At 62.0% G+C, this 20710-nt stretch carries 20 protein-coding genes; 11 read left to right on the top strand and 9 right to left on the bottom strand.

What is annotated here, in order from left to right; all coding sequences use genetic code 11:
• Window positions 1–165: 165 nt before the first annotated feature.
• The gene (locus ShzoTeo12_RS20620; RefSeq protein WP_119254775.1) at window positions 166–2352 is read right to left on the bottom strand and encodes a methyl-accepting chemotaxis protein; all 2187 of its coding nucleotides are present in this window, start codon (window positions 2350–2352) and stop codon (window positions 166–168) included.
• A gap of 440 nt (window positions 2353–2792) precedes the next feature.
• On the opposite strand from ShzoTeo12_RS20620, the gene ShzoTeo12_RS20615 reads away from it, so the two are divergent.
• Both ShzoTeo12_RS20615 and ShzoTeo12_RS20610 read left to right on the top strand, forming a co-directional pair.
• Window positions 2793–3722 carry a bifunctional enoyl-CoA hydratase/phosphate acetyltransferase gene (locus tag ShzoTeo12_RS20615; RefSeq protein ID WP_119254774.1) on the top strand — a complete coding sequence of 310 codons (930 nt, stop codon included), beginning with the start codon at window positions 2793–2795 and terminating at the stop codon, window positions 3720–3722.
• A complete protein-coding gene (locus ShzoTeo12_RS20610) occupies window positions 3719–4834 on the top strand; it encodes an acetate/propionate family kinase (RefSeq protein ID WP_119254773.1) in 1116 nt (371 codons plus the stop codon). The genes ShzoTeo12_RS20615 and ShzoTeo12_RS20610 overlap by 4 nt, the downstream gene beginning before the upstream one ends.
• Before the next feature lie 27 nt (window positions 4835–4861).
• Here the strand turns inward: ShzoTeo12_RS20610 and ShzoTeo12_RS20605 are convergent, their stop codons facing one another.
• A complete protein-coding gene (locus ShzoTeo12_RS20605; RefSeq protein ID WP_281048087.1) occupies window positions 4862–4987 on the bottom strand; it encodes a hypothetical protein in 126 nt (41 codons plus the stop codon).
• 227 nt (window positions 4988–5214) lie between these two features.
• Here ShzoTeo12_RS20605 and ShzoTeo12_RS20600 point away from each other — a divergent pair, with 227 nt between their 5' ends.
• A complete protein-coding gene (locus ShzoTeo12_RS20600) occupies window positions 5215–6015 on the top strand; it encodes a universal stress protein (RefSeq protein ID WP_245424708.1) in 801 nt (266 codons plus the stop codon).
• 20 nt (window positions 6016–6035) lie between these two features.
• Here the strand turns inward: ShzoTeo12_RS20600 and ShzoTeo12_RS20595 are convergent, their stop codons facing one another.
• The 4 genes from ShzoTeo12_RS20595 to ShzoTeo12_RS20580 all read right to left on the bottom strand — a co-directional run bounded on the left by ShzoTeo12_RS20595 (window position 6036) and on the right by ShzoTeo12_RS20580 (window position 9637).
• The gene (locus tag ShzoTeo12_RS20595; protein ID WP_119254770.1) at window positions 6036–8012 is read right to left on the bottom strand and encodes a heavy metal translocating P-type ATPase; all 1977 of its coding nucleotides are present in this window, start codon (window positions 8010–8012) and stop codon (window positions 6036–6038) included.
• Between the two features lie 2 nt (window positions 8013–8014).
• Window positions 8015–8710 carry a VIT family protein gene (locus tag ShzoTeo12_RS20590; protein WP_119254769.1) on the bottom strand — a complete coding sequence of 232 codons (696 nt, stop codon included), beginning with the start codon at window positions 8708–8710 and terminating at the stop codon, window positions 8015–8017.
• 97 nt (window positions 8711–8807) lie between these two features.
• The gene (locus ShzoTeo12_RS20585; RefSeq protein WP_413251185.1) at window positions 8808–9362 is read right to left on the bottom strand and encodes a cytochrome b/b6 domain-containing protein; all 555 of its coding nucleotides are present in this window, start codon (window positions 9360–9362) and stop codon (window positions 8808–8810) included.
• Complete coding sequence (locus ShzoTeo12_RS20580) at window positions 9359–9637, bottom strand: PepSY domain-containing protein (protein WP_119254768.1); 279 nt, start codon at window positions 9635–9637, stop codon at window positions 9359–9361. Before ShzoTeo12_RS20580 ends, ShzoTeo12_RS20585 begins: the two co-directional genes overlap by 4 nt.
• A gap of 129 nt (window positions 9638–9766) precedes the next feature.
• Between ShzoTeo12_RS20580 and ShzoTeo12_RS20575 the strand changes: the two genes are divergently transcribed.
• From ShzoTeo12_RS20575 to ShzoTeo12_RS20560, 4 genes are all read left to right on the top strand, one after another.
• Window positions 9767–10099: a PepSY domain-containing protein gene (locus ShzoTeo12_RS20575; RefSeq protein ID WP_119254767.1), complete on the top strand. Its 333-nt coding sequence runs from the start codon at window positions 9767–9769 to the stop codon at window positions 10097–10099.
• Window positions 10099–10758 carry a response regulator transcription factor gene (locus tag ShzoTeo12_RS20570; RefSeq protein ID WP_119254968.1) on the top strand — a complete coding sequence of 220 codons (660 nt, stop codon included), beginning with the start codon at window positions 10099–10101 and terminating at the stop codon, window positions 10756–10758. The genes ShzoTeo12_RS20575 and ShzoTeo12_RS20570 overlap by 1 nt, the downstream gene beginning before the upstream one ends.
• The gene (locus ShzoTeo12_RS20565; protein ID WP_119254766.1) at window positions 10755–12119 is read left to right on the top strand and encodes a sensor histidine kinase; all 1365 of its coding nucleotides are present in this window, start codon (window positions 10755–10757) and stop codon (window positions 12117–12119) included. The genes ShzoTeo12_RS20570 and ShzoTeo12_RS20565 overlap by 4 nt, the downstream gene beginning before the upstream one ends.
• Before the next feature lie 404 nt (window positions 12120–12523).
• A complete protein-coding gene (locus ShzoTeo12_RS20560) occupies window positions 12524–13210 on the top strand; it encodes a YoaK family protein (protein ID WP_119254765.1) in 687 nt (228 codons plus the stop codon).
• A 43-nt stretch (window positions 13211–13253) separates the two neighbouring features.
• On the opposite strand, the gene ShzoTeo12_RS20555 is transcribed toward ShzoTeo12_RS20560, so the two are convergent.
• Window positions 13254–14498 carry a benzoate/H(+) symporter BenE family transporter gene (locus tag ShzoTeo12_RS20555; protein ID WP_318914335.1) on the bottom strand — a complete coding sequence of 415 codons (1245 nt, stop codon included), beginning with the start codon at window positions 14496–14498 and terminating at the stop codon, window positions 13254–13256.
• 115 nt (window positions 14499–14613) lie between these two features.
• Here ShzoTeo12_RS20555 and ShzoTeo12_RS20550 point away from each other — a divergent pair, with 115 nt between their 5' ends.
• From ShzoTeo12_RS20550 to ShzoTeo12_RS20540, 3 genes are all read left to right on the top strand, one after another.
• Entirely contained in the window at window positions 14614–16104 is a 1491-nt protein-coding gene (locus ShzoTeo12_RS20550; protein ID WP_119254763.1) for a PLP-dependent aminotransferase family protein, read from the top strand.
• A 154-nt stretch (window positions 16105–16258) separates the two neighbouring features.
• Window positions 16259–17563 (top strand): serine hydroxymethyltransferase, encoded by a 1305-nt coding sequence (gene glyA, locus ShzoTeo12_RS20545; protein ID WP_318913928.1) that lies wholly within the window; start codon window positions 16259–16261, stop codon window positions 17561–17563.
• Window positions 17564–17580: 17 nt separating this feature from the next.
• A complete protein-coding gene (locus ShzoTeo12_RS20540; protein ID WP_119254761.1) occupies window positions 17581–18396 on the top strand; it encodes a YggS family pyridoxal phosphate-dependent enzyme in 816 nt (271 codons plus the stop codon).
• Window positions 18397–18432: 36 nt separating this feature from the next.
• Here ShzoTeo12_RS20540 and dtd read toward each other — a convergent pair whose 3' ends face one another.
• Window positions 18433–18876: a D-aminoacyl-tRNA deacylase gene (gene dtd, locus ShzoTeo12_RS20535; protein ID WP_119254760.1), complete on the bottom strand. Its 444-nt coding sequence runs from the start codon at window positions 18874–18876 to the stop codon at window positions 18433–18435.
• A 126-nt stretch (window positions 18877–19002) separates the two neighbouring features.
• The gene (locus ShzoTeo12_RS20530; RefSeq protein ID WP_162911196.1) at window positions 19003–19596 is read right to left on the bottom strand and encodes a TetR/AcrR family transcriptional regulator; all 594 of its coding nucleotides are present in this window, start codon (window positions 19594–19596) and stop codon (window positions 19003–19005) included.
• 228 nt (window positions 19597–19824) lie between these two features.
• Here ShzoTeo12_RS20530 and ShzoTeo12_RS20525 point away from each other — a divergent pair, with 228 nt between their 5' ends.
• The gene (locus tag ShzoTeo12_RS20525; RefSeq protein ID WP_245424707.1) at window positions 19825–20703 is read left to right on the top strand and encodes an ABC transporter substrate-binding protein; all 879 of its coding nucleotides are present in this window, start codon (window positions 19825–19827) and stop codon (window positions 20701–20703) included.
• Window positions 20704–20710: the final 7 nt, after the last annotated feature.

The raw sequence follows: 20710 nt of genomic DNA, 5'->3' as shown, positions 1-20710 counted from the left end.
TTCAGGGAGGGCTATGAATTCCGGACGGCGCACGATGCACTGAACAAACTCACCGCAGCGGGACCACGCAGCCGTTTTATCGAAGTCTTCGGCATTGATCGCGAATATCCAAGAAGCGTTGCCGAATTGAGGTGCAGCGGCGAACGATGGCACCACACCTCTTTGCTAGGCGGCTCGTTGTGCACTATCCCATCCGTCCGGGCGGCCGAACTGGAACCGGGCGAGAAGACCATCGAGTGTCGCGCTTTCCTGCGCCAGAGCGGCACCAGCGGCATTCATCTCCTCAACCATTGCAGCATTCTGCTGCGTGACCTGGTCCATGTGATTTACCGCGGTGTTGATTTGCAGAAGACCAGCGGACTGTTCCTGCGCTGCCGTCGCGATTGCCTCCATGTGCCGCGTAACCGACTGGACAAGTTCAGCGATCTCGTCGAGCCCCGCGCCGGTATCGCTGACCAAACGCACGCCCTCGCCCACGGCGGCTTCGGAGTTGCCGATCAGTTCCTTGATTTCCCTCGCAGCCTTGGCGGACCGCTGGGCAAGCTCACGAACCTCCTGCGCGACGACGGCAAAGCCCTTGCCCGCCTCCCCCGCGCGTGCCGCTTCCACCCCGGCATTCAGCGCGAGAAGATTAGTCTGGAAGGCGATCTCGTCGATGACGCCTATGATCTGGCCGATCTGCCGTGCAGCGTGATCGATCCGTTCCATCGCAAGAACAGCACTCTCTACGACGGTGCCTGCCTGCCCGGCCCTGCTCTCCGCATGTCGTACGATGTCGCGGGCTTCGTCTGCGCGTTTCGAGGTCGCTGCCACATTGGCGGTAATCTCTTCCAGCGCCGCAGCGGTTTCCTCCAGCGACGCGGCCTGCTGCTCGGTGCGGCGGGAAAGATCGTCGGACGCCGACGACACCTCACGCGAGCCGCCCGTGACGGTCGAAACCGAGACACCAACACTTTCCAGGGTTTCACGCAATTGTCGGACAGATGCGTTGAAGTCCTGCCGAAGTGCTTCGAAATGCGTGTCGAGCGGTTGCTGCAACTCACACATCATGTCACCAGCCGCAAGGCGCTGCATGCTGGCGGCGAATATCGAGGTTGCACGGACGAGACGAGCCTCGGCTTCGGCTTCCGCGGCCTGCTGCATCTCGGTGCGCTCGCGCTCGACCTGTGCGCGCCGCTCTGTCTCTGCCGCTTCCAGCTCTCGATTACGCACGGCAGCCTCGTGGAAAACCTCTACGGCCTGCTCCATGTCACCGATTTCATCCTTGCGGCCGGTCGTGACCGGATCAAAGTCGAGATCGCCGGAAGCCAGTCGATCCATGGCTCCGACCATGCGCCCGATCGGACGTACGACCGTCATCGCCATTAATCCGGAAAGGCCCATCACCATAAGGCCGACAACGATGCAAACGAGGACGAGAGTGAGGAAACTGCGATAGGCCGCCCCGGCAGTCGCAAGCGCGAGATCGCCGATATCCTTGAGATTTTCAGTCTCTATTACCTTCAGCGCATCGATACGCTCCGTTGCGGCAGCAAACCATAGCGGACTCTCCAAACCTTCGAGCATCGCATCCACGCCTCCGGCAACGATACGCGCGCGAAAATCCTCCATCGTTTGCGACACATCAGTCAGCATATGCTCGTAGCGGGCACGGTGACTATCATCCTGCACGGAGAGCGCCGATGTGATCAACGCATCCTGCTGACCGGCAAGCCCCGCGAATAAGCCAAACCGTACCGGATCAACCCGACCGGAAACGATGAAGCCGTTGCCGAGGGCACGTTCCTGACCGGCCGCCTCCTTGGCCTGCATCAGATGGACATAGCCGAGCATGCGTTGCGCAATCCCCGCATCAGAAGCGAGCCTGGACAGGCGATTTGTCAGCACAATGATATCATCAATGGTGGCCGTATAGGTTGCAAAGGCATCCGGCCCCCCCGCCGTCAGCGCATCGACGGACGGGCGCAGGTCGGCGATCGCGGCCAGCTTTTCCTCCAGACCGCGCCGTACCGAAGAGAGATCGGCGTCGACCGCCGCATCGAGATTATTCATGCTTTGCGCGAATCCGGTCATCGCGGCGTCGGAGGCGTTGCGCGCCACACGAAGCTCTGCACTGCCGGTGGCTCCCTTCGATCCAAGAAACCCGGTCGTCAAACCTCGCTCGACCTGCAGGCTATGAACGACACCGCCGATCTTCACCATTTCCTGGCTGACCGTGACGATATCGCCCATGTTCCGATAGGTTTCGAGACGCTCGGAACTCTGGGCATAGGCAAGATAAGCGGCCGCCAACATCGGAACCGCGACGGCTGCCCAAAGACGCTTGCTAACGGAAATATCGACCAATCGCATAAAAGACACTCCTGAATGCAGGCATCATGCCTTTCATGAAAGCGGCACATTCGCTCTGCCCGATAAACATATTGAAAATTAAATTTCTATGAAAATCGAATATAAACCGTATGCCAAATAGCACATACGATAAATAATACATTCATCAGAATGAGATCTTGAAATTTGACGAACGTCAAAATGATTTTTTTATTTACGAATATCAATTTCGACATGAAAATATATATTCCTCCTACGCCGAATTGAGAAATAGGAAAAATCGAGCGACCGTTGATCTCAATACGTTTTCCCATCGAAAGCCTCGAACACTCGGTGCAAACTCCACCAAACGTCGCTGTGCAGCAGTGGGCGCCTTAAGGGAAAAGGCCTCTTGCCTAGGGTCGGACCATCGTGAAGATTGCTCATCCACAACTTTACATAAGGCGCTAGGGGAACGTGCGATGAGTGGACAGACAGATGCGATTCTGGCCCTTTGCCGCAAGCTGCCGCCCACCTGTACGGCGATCGTGCATCCAGTGAAGGCCAACGTGATTGCGGCCGGTTTCGAGGCGATGCGGGAAGGCCTGATCGCGCCGGTGCTCATTGGGCCTGCGGCGCGGATAGCCGAGGCGGCCAGAGAGGCCGGGATTGATATAGCAGGGTGGGAGATCGTCAACACTGAGCATAGCCATGCGGCCGCGGCCAAGGCGGCGGAACTGGCCGCGGGTGGCAATGTGAGCGCCATCATGAAGGGCTCGCTGCACACGGACGAACTTCTGGGCGAGATCGTGAAGGCCGGCGCCGGGCTGCGCACGGAGCGGCGCATCTCCCATTGTTACCTCATGAGCATCGCTTCCTATCCGAAGCCGTTCATGATTACCGACGCCGCCGTTAATATCCTGCCCGATCTTCCAGTGAAGGCCGATATCATCCAGAACGCCGTTGATCTCTGGTGCGTGGTGTTTGGCGAGGCGCGACCACCGAAGGTCGCCATTCTCGCGGCGGTGGAAACAGTCAATCCCAAGATGCAAGCGACCCTGGACGCAGCCGCGCTCTGCAAGATGGCGGACCGCCGGCAGATAACCGGCTGCCTGATCGACGGTCCCCTTGCCTTCGACAATGCGATCAGCCCGCAGGCGGCGCGGGAGAAAGGCATCGTGTCGGCTGTCGCCGGCGATGCCGACATCCTTCTCGTTCCCGATATCGAAGCCGGCAACATGCTGGCAAAGCAGCTCACGTTCCTCGGCGGGGCGGAGGCGGCCGGTATCGTGCTGGGCGCCCGTGTTCCCATCGTCCTGACGAGCCGGGCCGACGACCAGCGCACACGCCTATTGTCCTCCGCCCTTGCCTGCCTGCTCGCGGATGCCCGCGCCAAAGGCCGCATCAAATGATGAATGTATTGCTCGTTCTCAATACGGGGTCCTCGAGCCTGAAATTCGAGATCTTCGGATACGATGCGCTCGACAAGCTTGCCAAGGGCAAGGTCACCGGCATAGGCACCGAGGCAAGACTGAGCGCGACAATTACGGCGGGCGACGTTCATATCGACAGGGCGCTTGCCGCCAACGACCACGAGACCGCCATGGGCGCGGTGATCGATCTCATCGACCGGTACGACGATGCCTGGCGCATGGTGGCGACGGTACACCGAATCGTGCATGGCGGCGCCGATTTCGTCGCGCCCGTCATCGTCACGCCCCAAATCCTGCGGCGGCTTGCGGCGCTAGCGCCGCTCGCGCCATTGCACCAGCCCTACAACCTTGCGGGCATCGCAGCTTCGGACCGCCTCTCGGACGCCCCGGATATCGCTTGTTTCGATACCGCCTTTCATGCCGGCCATGCGCCGCTTTTCCAGGCTTTTGCGGTCGATGCCTCGCTACGGGCCCAAGGCATCCGCCGTTATGGCTTCCATGGGCTGTCCTACGAGTGGATTTCCCGTGTGCTTGCAAGCGAACATCCCGATCTCGCACGCGGCCGGGTCGTGGTGGGGCATCTCGGCAACGGCGCGAGCCTGTGCGCCCTCAGGGACGGCATCAGCGTCGACACGACGATGGGCATGACCGCGCTCGACGGTCTACCGATGGGAAGCCGCACCGGCGCAATCGATCCCGGCGCAGTTACCTACATGCTGCGTCAGCTCGGCATGAGCGCTGACGAGGTAGAACACGCACTTTACGAACGATCCGGCCTGAAGGGTCTGTCCGGCCTCAGCAACGACGTGAAGACCTTGCTCGAAAGCACGGATTCAAGAGCCGGCTTCGCCCTCGACTATTTTGCCCTGAAGGTAGCGCAGTTCACGGCGATGATGGCTGTGTCCATGGGTGGACTCGACGCCTTCGTCTTTACCGGGGGGGTCGGGGAAAACGCGGGGCCGGTTCGGGATGCGATCCTCGTCCGGCTGAAGTTCCTACCGCCGTTCCAGACCTTGATCATCCCGACGAATGAGGAGCGCATGCTTGCGATCCACGGCAAGGCGCTGCTGGAAGCGGGACGGCGCGGCTGACCGGTCTCGCCCTCTGCCGGCTGAACGTCAGGCGCCTTGAAGCGCTTCCATGATCCGGTCTTCGATGGCGAGGCGCTGTTTGCGGCGCATCATCTCATGACCCTGCCCGACCGGAGCGACATTCATCACCGCGAGATGAATGTTGTCGTTCACCGCGTCGTAGTCCCCCAGTAGGTCAGCAAAAGCCGGATCGGCGACCTTCAGGACACGGATTCAATCCGCCTGGCCACGAAATTCTTCGCCAAAGTGTGGAGTGTGTTCGACATATCTGCCTCCGTAACAATCATCATGGCAGAATTCGGAGGACTTTGTTTCAGGCGTTGATTTCGGTCAACGGCACGAAGGCCTAAAAATCGATTGGCGATGCGCCACGCGATATTTTGACCGAGGTCAATATGTGCTTCGCGATCGGCATTATGCTCTTCGACACTTGCCTTGAACGGAGGAATGCACACATGGCTTATCGATCCATTCTGGTCAATCTCGATATCGACCAGCCCGCTGAGCCGATCATGCGCGCCGCAATCGATCTGGCGTCCCGCTCGGGTGCACGGCTCATCGGGCTTTGCGCCACCGAAACGCCCAAGAAGCACGCGGAGGAGATTCGCGCCGCGTTCCTTCATCTGGCGGCAAACCGGATCGAGGCCGAATGGCGCGGGGAAGCGACGACGCCGACCGAGGCGGTCGTGACCGCCGCCCGCATCGCCGATCTCGTTCTGATGGCGGCCGGAAACCGGGCGGACCCGGCAACCGTCGTGCTGCGCGCAGGACGTCCCCTGCTGGTGATCCGAAGCGGCCAGCACGCGCTTCCGGCAAGAAAGATCGTCGTCGGCTGGAAAGACACCCGTGAAGCCCGCCGCGCAATCGCGGATGCGCTTCCCCTGCTCTCCGTCGCCTATGATGTTGCCGTCGTGTCTGTTTCCCCGGAGCCCACACCAGCCGAGATACAGAGTCTCACCGAGATCGTCACCTATCTCGCCCAGCATAATGTGAAAGCGAGGCCGCAGATGATCAAAAGCGCCGACGAAACAATCGGCTTCCTACAAGTCATCGACGCGAGCGATGCAGATATCATCGTCACCGGTGCCTATGGCCATAGCCGCCTGCGGGAATGGGCTTTCGGCGGCATCACGCGGCTGCTTCTCGATGAGAATACCCGCAATCGCTTCCTGTCCTGCTGACCATTGGGCGCGGCCGGCGCTTACACCGGCCCATCGGCGGGCGATGCGGCCGAAGTGGGCGCCGCCATCGGCCGCTCCCCTGAAGGACGGGAGAATCTGCTCGCGTCCACAGGCCACCGGATCGGGTCCGACAACAGGCGCAGGCCGTTGAGGACCACGAGCACGGTCCCGCCTTCATGTCCAACCACTGCTAGTGGCAACGGCAGATCGAAGAATAATCCGCCCGTCACCAGCACCAGCATGGCACCGATCGCGACGACAAGGTTCTGCCGGATGACCGCCGCGGTCCGGCGCGCCAGCCGGTGCGCATCGGCCAATTTCTTCATGTCTTCCGACAGCAGAGCCACATCGGCCGCCTGAAGGGCGACCTCCGAGCCGGCTGCCCCCATGGCGATGCCGACATCGGCGCGGGCAAGAGCGGCCGCGTCGTTGACGCCGTCGCCGACGAAGGCCACGGTGCCGCCGCCCGCCAGTTCCCCCACATGGAGCACTTTGTCCTGCGGTAGCATTTCGGCATGAATCTCATCGGGAGCGAGGCCGAGCCCCGCGCCGATCCGCAACGCCACCGACCGACGGTCACCGGTCATCATGACGATGCGGCGCACGCCGTCGGCGCGCAGGGCCGCAAGCGCCGGGGCAGAGCTTGCCCGCGCCTCGTCCGCCACGCTGACGGCGCCGAGGATGTTTTCTCCACGCCCCAGATAGACGACGGTTTCGGCACTGTCGGTGAGTTCCTGAAGCTGAATACGGTCGACAGAAGCCCCCATGTCTCGGACGAGATGGAGGTTTCCAGCCCAGAGCACGCCAAGCGCATCCGTGCCGACGATTCCGGCGCTCGGGCGAGCGCTGACATCCGCGACACGCGCCGGCTCTATATCCCGCGCGGCCGCCTCCCGGCGGATCGCCGCGGCGACGTGATGCTCGGAATGGGCTTCGAGCCCGGCCAGCAGCGACAGGAAGCCGCGTTCGTCCCCGTCCAACGCGACGATCCGCGTCACGGCCGCCCGGCCGTTGGTGAGCGTGCCTGTCTTGTCGAAGGCGAAGACATCAACGGCGGCCAGCGTTTCAAGCGCGCCGCCGCCCTTGAACAACACGCCGCCCCGCGCGGCCGCCGAGAGTGCCGATAGGATCGCCGCGGGCACCGATATGACGATCGCGCAGGGGCTGGCCGCGACCAGCAGGGTCGCAGCGCGATAGAGCGCCGGCTCCCAATCGCGCCCGATCCCATAGAAAACAGCGAAGGCGAGAGCTGCACCCAGAAGGACGGCGACAGTATAGCGCTGCCCGAACCAGGCGCTGAAACGCTCGGATGGAGCCTTGGCCTCCTGGGCCTCCGTGACCAGCCGGATCATGCGGGCGATCGTGCTGTCACCGATCGTTCTTGCGACCGCGACCTCCAGAATGCCGTCCAGATTGACCGTGGCCTCGAACACCTGCTGGCCCGCCTCCTTGGAGACCGGCATGGATTCGCCGGTGATATTGGCTTCATCGATGCCGCCGCGCCCCCGCAGGATGACGCCATCGGCCGGCACGCGAGCGCCGGGCCGCAGGATCACCACATCCCCAACAGCCAGCTCCGCCGCGGGAACTTCCAGGACAGAGCCATCGGCCTGCCTGCGGAACGCCGTTTCGGGGCGCAACGCCATCAGCGCCTCGACGGCGCGGCGCGCACGTCCGAGCGCCTGATGCTCGAGCGTCGTCGATACGCTGAACAGCGTCAGCAGCACGGCGCCTTCGAACGGCGCGCCGACAACTGCGGCCGCGACTGCCGCGACCACCATCAAGAGATCGATGTCCAGGACATGCTCTCGCCACAGGGCCAAAAGCGCGCTCCCCGTGGCCGGCACCCCACCAGCGACATAGACGAGCGCCAGCCCGGGCCAGCGCAGAACGGCAAGCCCCTCGACCGGCGGCCAGGTTCCGGCCGCGGCGAGGATCATGCCCAGCACCGTCAGCAGCGACATCATCGTCGGCGTATCGAACGACAGACGTTTCATGATCAGATCGCCCGGCCGATGAGGGTGCCAATGGCCGCCGTCGACGCCATGGCGACCGCGCCCCAGAAAACGACCCGGACAGTCGGCCGCCAGATGCCAGCACCGCCGGCACGCGCGCCGATCGCGCCGAGGACGGCAAGCCCGATGAGACAGGCAACGGACACAGCCCAGACGGCCGTTCCCGACGGCGTCAGCAGGGCGACCGCCAGCGGCAGGGCCGCGCCCGTCGCGAATGTCGCCGCCGACGTCAGCGCCGCCTGGACAGGCCGCGCCATTACGTGGCTCGACAGGCCAAGTTCGTCCCGTGCATGAGCTTCGAAGGCGTCCTTCGCCATCATTTGTTCGGCGACCTGGCGGGCAAGATCCGGCGCGACACCGCGCTGCTCGTAGATTGCGGCGAGTTCTGCCAGCTCCGCCTCCGGCTGGGTGGCCAGCTCGTGACGCTCACGCGCCATGTCGGCCTGTTCCGTATCGGCCTGGGAGCTGACGGAGACATATTCCCCTGCCGCCATCGACATCGCACCAGCCACCAACCCGGCGACACCAGCGACGAGGATTTCCTGCGATGCCGCGGTCGCCGCCGCGACACCGACGATGAGGCTCGACGTCGAGATCAGCCCGTCATTGGCACCCAGCACCGCCGCGCGGAGCCAGCCGATACGTTCGATGAGGTGGCTTTCCTTGTGGACGGCGCGCATGGCATCTCCGATTTCAGCAGATCGACTGTGGTTGCATGATGACGTCAGGCTATTTATTTAGAACTATTCTAAATGGTGCCATATAGACAACCGCACATCAACCTTCGCGGCGCTTTCTTCCCGTCACCATGGCACGCACGAGGTTTTCCCGGTGCTCGACGCTGGCTAGAACAACGCCAGCGATATGCAGGGCGACCAGCCCGATGGTCGAATAGACAAGGACCTTGTGGACATCCTCCACCCAGCCGACCCCCCAATAGGCATCCGTGGTCATCATATAACCGGTGGTCACGATGCCGGACACCGCAGTGAGCAGCAGGACGACCATAGCGCCACCCGCCGGATTGTGGCCGAGATACCGTTTGGCGCGGAAGGCGAGGCTGTCACGGAGGAACGCTAGAATCGTCGTGGGGGCGTAGAGGAAGTTGGCGAAGCGTGCGTGATGTGGCCCCAGCAGCCCCCAGGCAAGGCGCAAGGCGATCAGCCCGGCGATAGCATAGCCGGAAAGGATATGAGCCTTCTTCCATTCGTCGCCGGTAACGAAGGAAAAAACGAAGAGGCAGACCAGCGACCAGTGAAAGACCCGCACGAGCGGGTCCCACACCTTGACGCTTTCCCCCGCCCCACTGGTTCGGGAGAGCGGCGCCATCATTCCGCTCCTTCCGAGCCGACGGGCTCGCCGGTCTGCGGATTGAAGATTGTCTCGACCTTGGCGCCCTTGGCGTCGATCGCATAGACTTCGTAGCAGCCGTTCTCGACCTTTATCCGCCGGACGTCGAAGCCCATCGCCTTGGCCTTGTCCTTCATGGCGTCCTCGGTCATCCACTTGTCCTTCGGCACGTTGCAACCCTTGCCTTCATCTTCGGCGCGGGCCGCACCGGCGGCGAACAAGCCCAGAAGGGCGGTTGCGAGAAGGAATGTCTTCATGGAATTTCTCCTTGTGGCCGGCCGGAGCACCCTGCCCCGACGCTGGACGCACCATAGGCAACCGTGGCTGAGCGATGGCTGACGGGAAATGTCAGCAAAATTTCAGCCTCGGCGTGCTACGCTTCGATCATGCGTATCCTCCTCATGTCCATCGCCGCCCTTTCCCTTGCCGGGCTCCTGTCGGCCGGCGTGGCCGCCCATGCGGACGATGACGGCGACGACACGGACGGGCACACCCTCGACGCTGCCCAGGAGGCGGTCTCGAGGGGCACAATCAAACCCTTCGCCGAATTGCGCGAGATCGTGCGCCAGCGATTCAAGGGCGATATCGTGCGCGTGGAGCCGCGCCGGAAACACGGGCGCTTCCTCTATAAATTCAAAGTCCTGTCGCCCGAGGGACAGCTCGTCGAAATCGAGATGGACGCAGCGAGCGGCACGATCCTCGAAGTCGAGAACGAATGATGCGCATACTGCTCGTCGAAGACGACCGGCTGATCGCCCGCGATCTCATCGCCCATCTGGAGCGGGCGGGTTATGTCGTGGACCATGCCCGCGACGGCGAAGACGGTTGGTATCGCGGTGAGAGCGAGGATTTCGCCGCCGTCATTCTCGATCTCGGCCTGCCTTCCATGGACGGCATGACTATCCTGAAGCGCTGGCGCAAGGACGGGCGCCGCTTCCCCGTCCTCATCCTAACGGCGCGCGGCAACTGGGAAGAGCGCGTGGAAGGCATCGACGCCGGGGCGGACGACTACCTCGCCAAGCCCTTCCAGATCGCGGAAGTCCTCGCCCGCCTGCGCGCTATCCTGCGCCGCTATGCTGGCGAGCCGAGCCCGGTGCTCAGTGCCGGCGACCTGCATCTCGATCCGCGCAGCAAATCCGTGACGCTCCGGGACCGTCCGATCGACCTGACGCCGCTCGAATATCGCTGCCTGCACCATCTGTTCCAGAACCGCGAGCGCTATGTCAGCCAGCAGGAACTAACCGAGCAGCTCTATGCCCAAGATTTCGACCGCGACAGCAACTCGGTGGAGGTGCTGATCGGCCGGCTGCGGCGTAAGCTGGGAAAGGCCTTCATCGAGACGCGCCGCGGCTACGGCTACCGGATCGCCGCCGCATGAGATGGCCCGCCTCCATTCGCAGCCGCCTCCTGCTGATTTCCGCGTTGACGGTGAGCCTCGCGCTGACGCTGACCGTCACCTTGCTGGTCTCGCTCTTCTCGAGCAACATCAGCAATCGCATCGACGCGGAGCTGACCAGCCATATCAACACGCTGGCCGGCGCGCTGTCCTTTGCCGCCGACGGCACGCTCCAGCGCCCGGAAAGTCCGCTCGACCAGCGCTTCGCCACGCCCTATGGCGGGCTCTACTGGCAGATCGTCGACGATGCGCGGGGGCAGACCATCCGTTCGCTCTCGCTGTTCGACACGGCCCTCGCCTTGCCTGCGGACCAGCACGCCGAGGGCGCGGTCCATCGCTACCTGCTGCCCGGCCCAGCCGGAAGTTCGCTGATCGTCCTCGAACGGCTCGTGCGGGTCGCCGCACCAGAGGGGACACGCGCGCTGCGCATCGCGGCCGCCATCGACGCGCGCACGCTGGAGGAGGCCAGGACCGCTTTCATCCGCGACATCTTGCCGGCCGTCGCCGGGCTCGGCGCCTTCCTCGTCGTCGCGTCGATCCTGCAGCTCACCCTCGGGCTGCGGCCGCTGGCGGCGCTGAACGAAGGGATCGTGCGCATCCGCGAGCGGCGTGCCAGCCAGTTGACCGGCCCCTATCCTAGCGAATTCCAGAGCACCGTGGCGGCAGTCAATGCGCTTCTGGATACGCAGGAAGCGATGATGGGCAAGGCGAGGAAGCGCGCGGCCGACCTCGCCCACGGCCTGCGCACGCCGCTGACTGTGCTCTCGAACGACGCCGTGACCCTGCGCGACAAGGGAAATACCGCCATGGCGGACGAACTGGAGCATCTGGCATCCGTCATGCGCAACCACGTGGAACGCGAGCTGGCGCTCGCCCGCATCACCGCCAGCGCGCAACTGCGCCGCTCGGATGCCGACGTCGCCATGATCGTCGGCGAGCTCGTGCGCATCCTCAAGCGCTCCCCATCCGGCGAGCGGCTGCGGTTCGAGATCGACGGCCCAAGCACCGAGACCGTGGCCATGGACCCAGCCGACTTTCGCGAGCTCATCGGCAACCTGCTCGAAAATGCCGTCAAATGGGCAAAGGCCGAGATCCACGTCCGCTGGTGGCGCGATGAAACCAGCTTGCATCTCACAATCTCGGACGATGGCCCAGGCGTGCCGGAGCAGGAACTCGACAATCTCACCCGCCGAGGCTGGCGTCTCGACACGGCATCACCCGGCTCGGGTTTCGGTCTCTCCATCGTCCGCGAAATCGTCGATGCCTATCGCATAGGCTTTGCGTTGCGGAACCGGGAAACCGACAACGGGCTGCAAGCTGATCTTCAGTTTAACCACGCATAGTCCAAACACGATGACGGTCTCGCTCTCACCTGTGCTCGAACCGTATGGTGCTCTTGCGCATCAGCCCCTTTAACTCCTGTGGCGGACTAGTACGCTTGGTCTAGATTCGCTGCCTGACCAGCATCTGCCAGACCCTGCGCCGCGAACAACAAGAGTGCAGCTCCTGTTGCAGGGATCCTCAGCAGCCAAGCAGTCGCACCGCCAAAAACTCGACGGCAACTTGCCTTCGCCTGAACATATCATTCCGGTTTTAGGACGGCTTAGCCCCGAGCGACCGACACTTCTCGGATACATAAATGGGTCTCTGACCCCATCGACTTTCGAGCGTTGGCGTTGCATCTTGCCCCGCAGGAATGAGGCGTGGGCTCGTTCCCTCACCGCATCCATAGCAATGTAAAATCGAAATGCTCATCCAAGAAGGTGACAAGAGGACACCAGCAACCGACCTGATGCTGGCCTCAATTCTGGCGTTCGTCGCAGGCGGCGTGAACAGTGCTGGTTACTTTGGCTACCGCTACTTCTCGGCCAACATGACCGGCAATGTCTCGATGGCCTCCGATCTCTTTGCGGTCTCGCAATCCGACTTGGCGCTCGGTTTCCTGACAATCGTAGCGATGTTCATCTTTGGCGCTTTCATTGCCTCGATTCTTATCGAGTTTGGCAAACGACAGCAGCGCAGCAACATCTACGCCCTTACATTGATTATCGAGGCCGCTTTTCTTATCTTTGTGGGGCTTGTCATCAGCCTGAGCACGCGGCCACCACATGGCGTGCTAGTAGTAGGCCTGTTAAGCTTAACCATGGGATTACAAAATGCGGCGTCAACCCGGATTTCCGGTAGTCGTGTGCGAACAACCCACGTCTCGGGCATCGCTACCGACATCGGCGTTGGCATCGCCATGCTCTTAGGAGGCAACTCGAGCACTGAGAAGCTAGCAATTGTACTGCGCTTGAAGCTCCACTTCGCCACGATTGTCTTCTTCGCACTCGGTGGCGTACTTGGAGTCCTGGGGTGCCAGCACCTGGGAGGATTGTCCTTCTGTGCTTTGGCAATGCCTCTAATATTGCTGAGCCTCAGATATCTCCGATAATGTCTAGTATCGTTCGCAAGGGCCTTCACTTCAACTTCGATGGTCACTCATCGCGTTCCCTCACGCCAGCATCACAGCCGCAACCCCGCCGCCTTCCTTGTTCACGGCACGGCAGACGGCCATTCAGAACCATGTAAGCGACAAGGCCGATCATCAGCCCCCAGAACGCACCGCCGATGCCGAGCAGTTTGATGTTGGCAGCGGACGCCAGGAAGGTGATGAGTGCAGCTTCACGCGATGTCGGATCGGCCATCGCTCCGGCGAGACTGCTGCCAATGGTGCCGAGCAGCGCCAGACCGGCAAGCGTCGTGATGAAGGTTGCCGGGAAGGCCATGAAGACGGCGGCGAGCGTGACGCCGAACACCCCGACCAGCACATAGAAGCAGCCCGCCGCGATGCCGGCGATCCAGCGCTTGCGCGGGTCTTCATGGGCTTCCCTGCCAGTGGCGATTGCCGCCGTGATGGCCGCGATGTTGAAGGCATGGGAGCCGAACGGGGTCATGATGAGAGAACCGAGGCCCGTCACGGTGACGATGGGATTAGCACTCGTCTTGAAACCATCATTCCGCAGCACCAGCATTCCCGGCATGTATTGGCCGGTCAGCGTGATGAGAAATAGGGGCAGCGCGACGGATAGAAGTGCATTCAGCGAAAACTCCGGCATGGTGAAGACGGGCGCGGCAAACTCCGGTTTCAACCCCGACAGATCGACCCGGCCCTGTGTCAGCAGGAAGACCAGTCCGAGGGCGAGGATGCCGACCACGGCATAGCGGGCGGAGAAGCGCTTCAACACGACATAGGCGACGATCAGGAGGCCGACCAGCGGCGGATCGACGCTTGCGCCACCGAATGCGCCCATGCCGAATTGCAACAGAATGCCCGCAAGCAGACCAGAGGCGATGCCCGGCGGAATCAGCCAGATCACCTTCTCGAAATAGCCCGACAGTCCAAGCGCGACGAAGGCCACCGCCGAGATCATGTAAGCGCCGACCGCCTCTGAATAGGGCGTCGTTGCCAATGCCGTGACGAGGAACGCCGCCGCTGGCGTGGACCAGGCGGTGATGATTGGTTCGCGAAACCTCCAGCTCAGGAACAGTCCGGTCAACCCGACGCCAATCGAAACCGACCACACCCAGGAGGCCGTCAATTCCGGGCTAAGCCCCGCGACCTTTGCGGCCTGAAAGACCAGAATGAAGGTGCCGCCATAATTGACGATAACGGAGATCAATCCCGCCACGATGGGATAGGTCAGATCGTTGAGACGAATGGGTGATGAGCTGGAAGGCATGGTCGTGACGAAACTCCTGAAGGCTTTGGGATCGCGGAGGCGACGAATTGCCTTGACAAGTAGCCGATCAATGGCCTGATTTGCCCATCCATTTTCCCAGAGAGATTCGGACCATTTGTTCAAGCACTCCCAACTCGAATCCGTGAAGGCATGGCTTGCCCATCCCGCCCATGCGGCGATGCCGCTTCATGCGCGGATTCAGCGGGCGATCCGGCAACTGATCGTCGATGGCGCACTGGGGCCGGGCAAGCCGCTGCCGGCGTCGCGTGCGCTCGCAAAATCGTTGGGGGTGTCACGCGACACGATTGAAACGGCTTACGCGCAGCTTCATGCTGAGGGGTTCATCGACCGCCGTGTCGGCAGCGGCAGTTTCGTAGCCGAGATCACAGAGTTCACGCCCGGCCGCCGTCTTTCCCAGCGTGACGCGCTCGCGCGCAACCAGGCCCCGAACCTCAGCAAGCGCGGCAACGGCATGTTCCGCAGCGGCGGGGTGCGCGAGATGTTGATCCCGCGCCCCTTTGCGCATGGCGTGCCGGAAACCCGGACATTTCCGCTTCCGCTCTGGGAGAGGCTGGAACGGCAGGTGCGCAAGGAGGTCGGCGCGCAGGCCCTCCATCACGGCGATCCGCAGGGAACCGAGCCGCTGCGCCGCACCATCGCCGACTATGTGAACCTTGAGCGCGGTGCGCGCGCCACCGCCGACCGCGTATTGGTGCTGACCAGTTCGCAACAGGCCATGTCGCTCTGCGCCAATATGCTGCTCGATCCCGGTGATCGGAGCTTCATCGAAGACCCGGCCTATTACGGCGCGCGCAAAGCCTTCGATGCGGCAGGATTGGAGTGTGTTCCGATCCACGTTGACCGGCAGGGCATCGTGGTCGAGCAGATCAGGGCCGAACCACGAAAGGCAAAGGCCGTCTTCCTCACGCCTTCGCATCAGTTCCCAACCGGCGCGACGCTGGCGCTTGATCGTCGGCTCGCCCTGATCGAATGGGCCGCCCGGCACCAGGCATGGATTATCGAAGACGATTACGACAGCGAGTTTCATTATGCGGGCAAGCCGACGGCTTGCGTGCAGGGTCTCGATCCGCATGATCGCACCATCTATATCGGCACCTTCACCAAGTCGCTCTTTCCAGGCTTGCGGATCGGCTATGTCGTGCTGCCGCCGCAACTGGTGAAGCCGATGACGGTGGCGCGCACGCTTCTGGACGGTCACACGGCTCCCATGGCGCAACTGACGTTGGCCCGCTTTATGGAAGGCGGGCATTTCGGCGCATATGTCCGCACCATGCGCGGCATCTATGCCGAGCGGCTCGACGTGCTCGTTGGACTGGTCAACAAACACCTGTCGGATTTTGTCGAACCGCGCGTTCCCATCGGCGGGCTACAAATGCCCTGCTTGCTGACAGGCGATCTATCCGAGCGCGCAGCCATCGACGCGGCGCGACGTGTCGGGATCGAACTTCTCGGGCTGTCGGCGCTGCACGCATCCGGCGAAGCCAGGGCCGGTTTCCTGATGGGCTTTGCCGCCTATACGCCGGCCGAGATCGAGGTTGCGGTCAAGAAGCTGGCAAACGCGCTCCGGGTGATATCGAAATCATAGATCGGCCGTTTCCGTCTCAAATCGAATGGTCTGATCAACTCGCGGCAAGCGGAGGGGAACAGCAGACCACGCCCATGATAGGTGCTGGTGAAACACCGCCGCGCGAGGCAGCCCGGCGGCGAACCAGTCATCAGCACCTTGAAGGAGATCAGCAATGCAAACATCGGCCGCGCCGCACGCAGTCCAGAATGTCAAAAAAGCAGGTGTGAGCGCAGCCGGGTTGTCTGTCGCCGATAATGCCGTTGCCACCGCAATCGCCAGCGAAACGATCCGGCAGCGCGAATCCATCGAACTGATCGCCTCGGAGAATTTCGTGAGCCAGGCCGTGCTCGATGCGCAAGGATCGGTGCTCACCAACAAATATGCCGAAGGCTATCCGCATCGCCGCTATTATGGCGGCTGCGCGAATGTCGATGTCGTCGAGGATCTGGCGATTGAGCGGCTGAACAGGCTGTTCGGCAGCACCTACGCCAATGTGCAGCCGCATTCGGGCAGCCAGGCCAACCAGTCGGTTTTCCTCGCGCTGCTCAACCCTGGCGATACGATCCTCGGACTCGACCTCAAGGCGGGCGGGCATCTCACTCATGGAGCTGCGGTCAACATGTCGGGCCGTTGGTTCAACGTCGTCAGCTATGGCGTGGACCCGGAAACCCATCTCATCGACATGGATCAGGTGGCCGCGCTTGCCCGTCAGCACCGGCCCAGGCTGATGATTGCCGGCGGTTCGGCCTATCCGCGCGTCATGGACTTCGCGCACTTCCGACAGATCGCCGATGACGTTGGCGCGACCCTGCTGGTCGATATGGCGCACTTCGCCGGCCTCGTGGCCGGTGGCGTCTATCCGTCGCCCGTTCCCTTCGCCGATGTCATCACCTCGACCACGCACAAGACCTTGCGAGGACCACGCGGTGGGGTCGTCCTGACCAATGACGCGGAGATCGCGAAGAAGATCAATTCGGCAGTCTTTCCCGGTCTGCAAGGTGGTCCGCTCATGCACGTCATCGCCGCGAAGGCCGTGGCATTCGGCGAGGCGCTGGAACCATCGTTCCAAACTTATGCGCGGGCGGTGGTCGAGAATTGTCAGGCGTTGGCGCAGGCTCTTGCCGATGGCGGCTTGAAGATCACCCCCGGCGGCACGGATTGCCATCTGGCCGTGGTCGATCTGCGTCCCATCGGCGTAACCGGCAATATCGCCGAAAAGGCGCTGGAATCAGTCGGCATCACGCTGAACAAGAATGCTATACCGAGCGACCCGGAAAAGCCGATGGTCACATCCGGCATCCGTGTCGGCAGCGCCGCCGGGACATCGCGCGGCTTTGGTGTCGATGAATATCGCCAGATTGCCGCGTTCATGCTCGACACTCTCGAAGCTGTCCGTAGCGGAACGCTCGATGCGCGCCGGCCGGACATCAAGGGCCGGATACGCCAGCTCGTCGCGCGTTTCCCGTTGCCCTATTGATTCGGGGCGAGATCGGCATGAACACACGATCTAAGATCGAGCTTTCGCCAGAGGACATCGCTCGCTTCGGCAACGATCCCACGACGACATTCGCGGCGAACCTGAAAGCCGTGCAGGCGCGTATCGCAACTGCCTGCCATCGTAGCGGACGGCCCCCTGACGACGTGCGCCTTCTTCCTGTTACCAAGACAGTCCCGGCTCACATCTTGCGGCTCGCCCATGCTACCGGAATTTCGGACTTTGGGGAAAACAAGCTCCAGGAGGCTCGTGACAAGCAGGCAACCTTGAGCGATTTGCCAATCCGCTGGAGCATCATAGGCCATCTCCAGACCAACAAGGTGAAATATCTAGTCCGGCTGGCGACAGAGTTTCACGCGCTGGACAGCTTCCGCCTGGCAGAGGAACTGAACCGCCGGCTCGATGCCCTAGATCGCGATCTCGACGTGTTCGTGCAGGTGAACACCTCCGGCGAGGAAAGCAAATATGGCCTGCATCCCGCCGATCTCATGCCGTTCGTCGCGCGCTTATCCGAATACCCCCGGCTCAAGCCGCGTGGTCTGATGACGCTGGCGATCTTTAGCGCCGATCATGAGCGGGTGCGCACCTGCTTTCGCCTGCTCCGCGGTTTGCGGGATCGCGCCGTGACAGCCCATGCCAGCCTGACACAGCTTTCCATGGGCATGTCGGGGGATTTCGAGATGGCCATTGAAGAAGGCGCGGATGTCGTTCGGGTCGGCCAAGCGATATTCGGTCCACGTCCAACCACCAATGCCTTCTATTGGCCCGGCATAATTCCGTCCTCCACCAATCAGGATGTCGAAGACTCGTCATGACGGCGTGCGAGGATTCGAACCGTAGAACCCGTGCCTTTAACCGGACACCGTATCCAGCCAGATTGTCATGGGACCGTCATTTACGAGCTCAACACGCATATCCGCCCCGAAGATGCCATTCGCAACCGTAACGCCAAGCGCTGCGACATTGGCAGAGAAGACCTCATAAAGGCGTTTCCCCTCGTCCGGCGGCGCGGCTGTAGAAAAGCCGGGCCTGTTGCCTTTTGTCTCGGCGGCCAGCGTGAACTGGCTGACGACGAGGACGGAACCTCCGACATCGACAAGCGAACGGTTCATGCGATCGGCATCGTCCCTGAAGATGCGCAGGTTAACGATTTTGCGCGCCAGCCATTCGCTTTCTCTTTCAGTGTCGCCCTTCATCGCGCAGACGAAGACCAGCAGTCCGTTGCCAATCTTACCGGCGGCCACACCGTCAACGGTGACGCTGGCGGAGGAAACGCGCTGGACAAGTGCTCTCATGGACTCAACTCTTCCTCTGTTTACTCGCCTTATCGGCACCAATCGGTCGCGGGCAAGCTTCACCATGCTGCGGATGTGTCGCAAAGTTCTCAACGGATAAGAGCCGTATCTCGCGTCCTTGTTTTTCTAAACGCTCTCGCGGCCGGCGTTACCGTTACGCTCCCACGTCATCTCCATGAGGCGCCGTAGAAAGGCCTTCCGGTCTTCAGGGGCGAACTGCGGCAGTCCGATTGCTTCGTTGAAATAAAGCCCGTCCACGGCAAGACGGATCACCTCGGCATAAAAATAATCGAGCCCGTCTTTCTTCAAGCGGCTCGACCACTTTGTGTTTTCCACGGCGTAATCAGCGAGAAGATCGCGATCGGTCGCAATGCCGGCAATCATCGCTGCCGCGATGTCGTCGGCCCCTTCGGCGGGAAAGCTCGTGGTGATATAGGCGCGCAGATAAGAGCCTGGGCTGGGGTCAACCTCCACCATCGCCATCGTCTTTTCCTCGAAGGAATCAAGCCCCGCCGTAATCATGGCGCGGATCAGCGCATCCTTGGAGGCGAAATAGTGCAGTAGGCCGCCCTTGCTGATTCCGGCTTCCGTGGCGACATCAGCCAGTGTCATGCGAGCGACGCCGCGCTCCATGACGATGCGAGTCGCTGCGTTAACGATCGCGGTCCTGATCTCATCGCCGCTCTTGCGGGTTTTCCGCACCGGTTTTCCGTCCTTCATCGCCTGCTCGACCCCCCTCATCCGCAACCTCACGACGAGACATAGCAAAAAGTCCACATAGAAAAACCCTCTTCCGAAAAAATTTCGACCGGCTGGACGGTTTTTTATAGACCGTCCAGCCGGTCTGAAATAAGGTGCCTTCAGGAGTGAGGCATTGAAGGAGGAAATTACGTGCTCAGCGCTCGATCCATCTGCCTGGCGGCAGCCGCGGGTTTTGCATCCCTTACCGTGAGCTTGGCGACGGCCGCGCCGCTCGGCGATGCACAGGCGCCGATCCGCATCGCGCTCAACGAGTGGACCGGCCAGAACATCACGGCCCATGTCGCCGGCCAGCTCCTGGAGAAACTCGGCTACAAGGTGCAATACGTCACCGCCGGCAGCTTTCCGCAATGGATCGGCATGCAGGACGGCTCCATCGACATGACGCCGGAGCTGTGGACCAACAATCTCGGCGAGATTTATCCGAAGATGCTGGAGGCCAAACAGGTCGAACCCGTCGGCGATCTCGGCCTCAATGCCCGCGACGGCTGGGCCTATACCGACGCGACGCTTGCGATCTGCCCCAGCCTGCCGGACTGGAAGGCGCTGCTGGAACCTTCCTGCGCAGCGGCGCTGGCCACGGCCGAAACCCTGCCGAACGGCCGCCTCGTCGATTATCCCGCCGATTGGGGGACGGCTTCTGCAAATGAAATCGAGGACTTCAACCTGCCGCTGACCGCCGTTCCTGCCGGATCCGAAGGCGCGCTGGTGGCAGAACTGCAGGCCGCCGCCGCGGCCGACAAACCGTTGCTCATGCGCTTCTGGGCACCGCATTGGCTGCTCGCCAAGGTCAAGCTGAACTGGCTCGACATGCCGCCCTGCGATCCAAAGGATGGCGGTCGCTGCATCCTGCCTTCGCCGGTCATCAAGGTGGTGCGCGCCGGCTTCGGTGAAAAATGGCCGGCGGCCTATGCCTTCATGAAGCAATACCAGCTTGGCGCCGAGGACCAGCAGAAAATGATGCTGGAGATCGACCAGAACAAGAAGGAGATCGGCGCGGTCGTCAGCGCCTGGGTCGACGCCAACACCACCCGCTGGTCGCCCTGGATCGACGCGGCGCAGAAGTAGCCATCTC

The organism is Shinella zoogloeoides, from assembly GCF_033705735.1.
In the GTDB taxonomy this organism is placed as follows: Bacteria; Pseudomonadota; Alphaproteobacteria; order Rhizobiales; family Rhizobiaceae; genus Shinella; species Shinella zoogloeoides_A.
This window is presented reverse-complemented; position numbering and strand designations above follow the sequence as displayed.

Bases quoted from the DNA above. Each gene is read 5' to 3' on its own strand.
- ShzoTeo12_RS20620 (WP_119254775.1), bottom strand. From the start codon at position 2,352: ATGCGATTGGTCGATATTTCCGTTAGCAAGCGTCTTTGGGCAGCCGTC.
- ShzoTeo12_RS20615 (WP_119254774.1), top strand. From the start codon at position 2,793: ATGAGTGGACAGACAGATGCGATTCTGGCCCTTTGCCGCAAGCTGCCG.
- ShzoTeo12_RS20610 (WP_119254773.1), top strand. From the start codon at position 3,719: ATGATGAATGTATTGCTCGTTCTCAATACGGGGTCCTCGAGCCTGAAA.
- ShzoTeo12_RS20595 (WP_119254770.1), bottom strand. From the start codon at position 8,012: ATGAAACGTCTGTCGTTCGATACGCCGACGATGATGTCGCTGCTGACG.
- ShzoTeo12_RS20590 (WP_119254769.1), bottom strand. From the start codon at position 8,710: ATGCGCGCCGTCCACAAGGAAAGCCACCTCATCGAACGTATCGGCTGG.
- ShzoTeo12_RS20585 (WP_413251185.1), bottom strand. From the start codon at position 9,362: ATGATGGCGCCGCTCTCCCGAACCAGTGGGGCGGGGGAAAGCGTCAAG.
- ShzoTeo12_RS20580 (WP_119254768.1), bottom strand. From the start codon at position 9,637: ATGAAGACATTCCTTCTCGCAACCGCCCTTCTGGGCTTGTTCGCCGCC.
- ShzoTeo12_RS20575 (WP_119254767.1), top strand. From the start codon at position 9,767: ATGCGTATCCTCCTCATGTCCATCGCCGCCCTTTCCCTTGCCGGGCTC.
- ShzoTeo12_RS20570 (WP_119254968.1), top strand. From the start codon at position 10,099: ATGCGCATACTGCTCGTCGAAGACGACCGGCTGATCGCCCGCGATCTC.
- ShzoTeo12_RS20565 (WP_119254766.1), top strand. From the start codon at position 10,755: ATGAGATGGCCCGCCTCCATTCGCAGCCGCCTCCTGCTGATTTCCGCG.
- ShzoTeo12_RS20560 (WP_119254765.1), top strand. From the start codon at position 12,524: ATGCTCATCCAAGAAGGTGACAAGAGGACACCAGCAACCGACCTGATG.
- ShzoTeo12_RS20555 (WP_318914335.1), bottom strand. From the start codon at position 14,498: ATGCCTTCCAGCTCATCACCCATTCGTCTCAACGATCTGACCTATCCC.
- glyA (WP_318913928.1), top strand. From the start codon at position 16,259: ATGCAAACATCGGCCGCGCCGCACGCAGTCCAGAATGTCAAAAAAGCA.
- ShzoTeo12_RS20540 (WP_119254761.1), top strand. From the start codon at position 17,581: ATGAACACACGATCTAAGATCGAGCTTTCGCCAGAGGACATCGCTCGC.
- dtd (WP_119254760.1), bottom strand. From the start codon at position 18,876: ATGAGAGCACTTGTCCAGCGCGTTTCCTCCGCCAGCGTCACCGTTGAC.
- ShzoTeo12_RS20530 (WP_162911196.1), bottom strand. From the start codon at position 19,596: ATGAAGGACGGAAAACCGGTGCGGAAAACCCGCAAGAGCGGCGATGAG.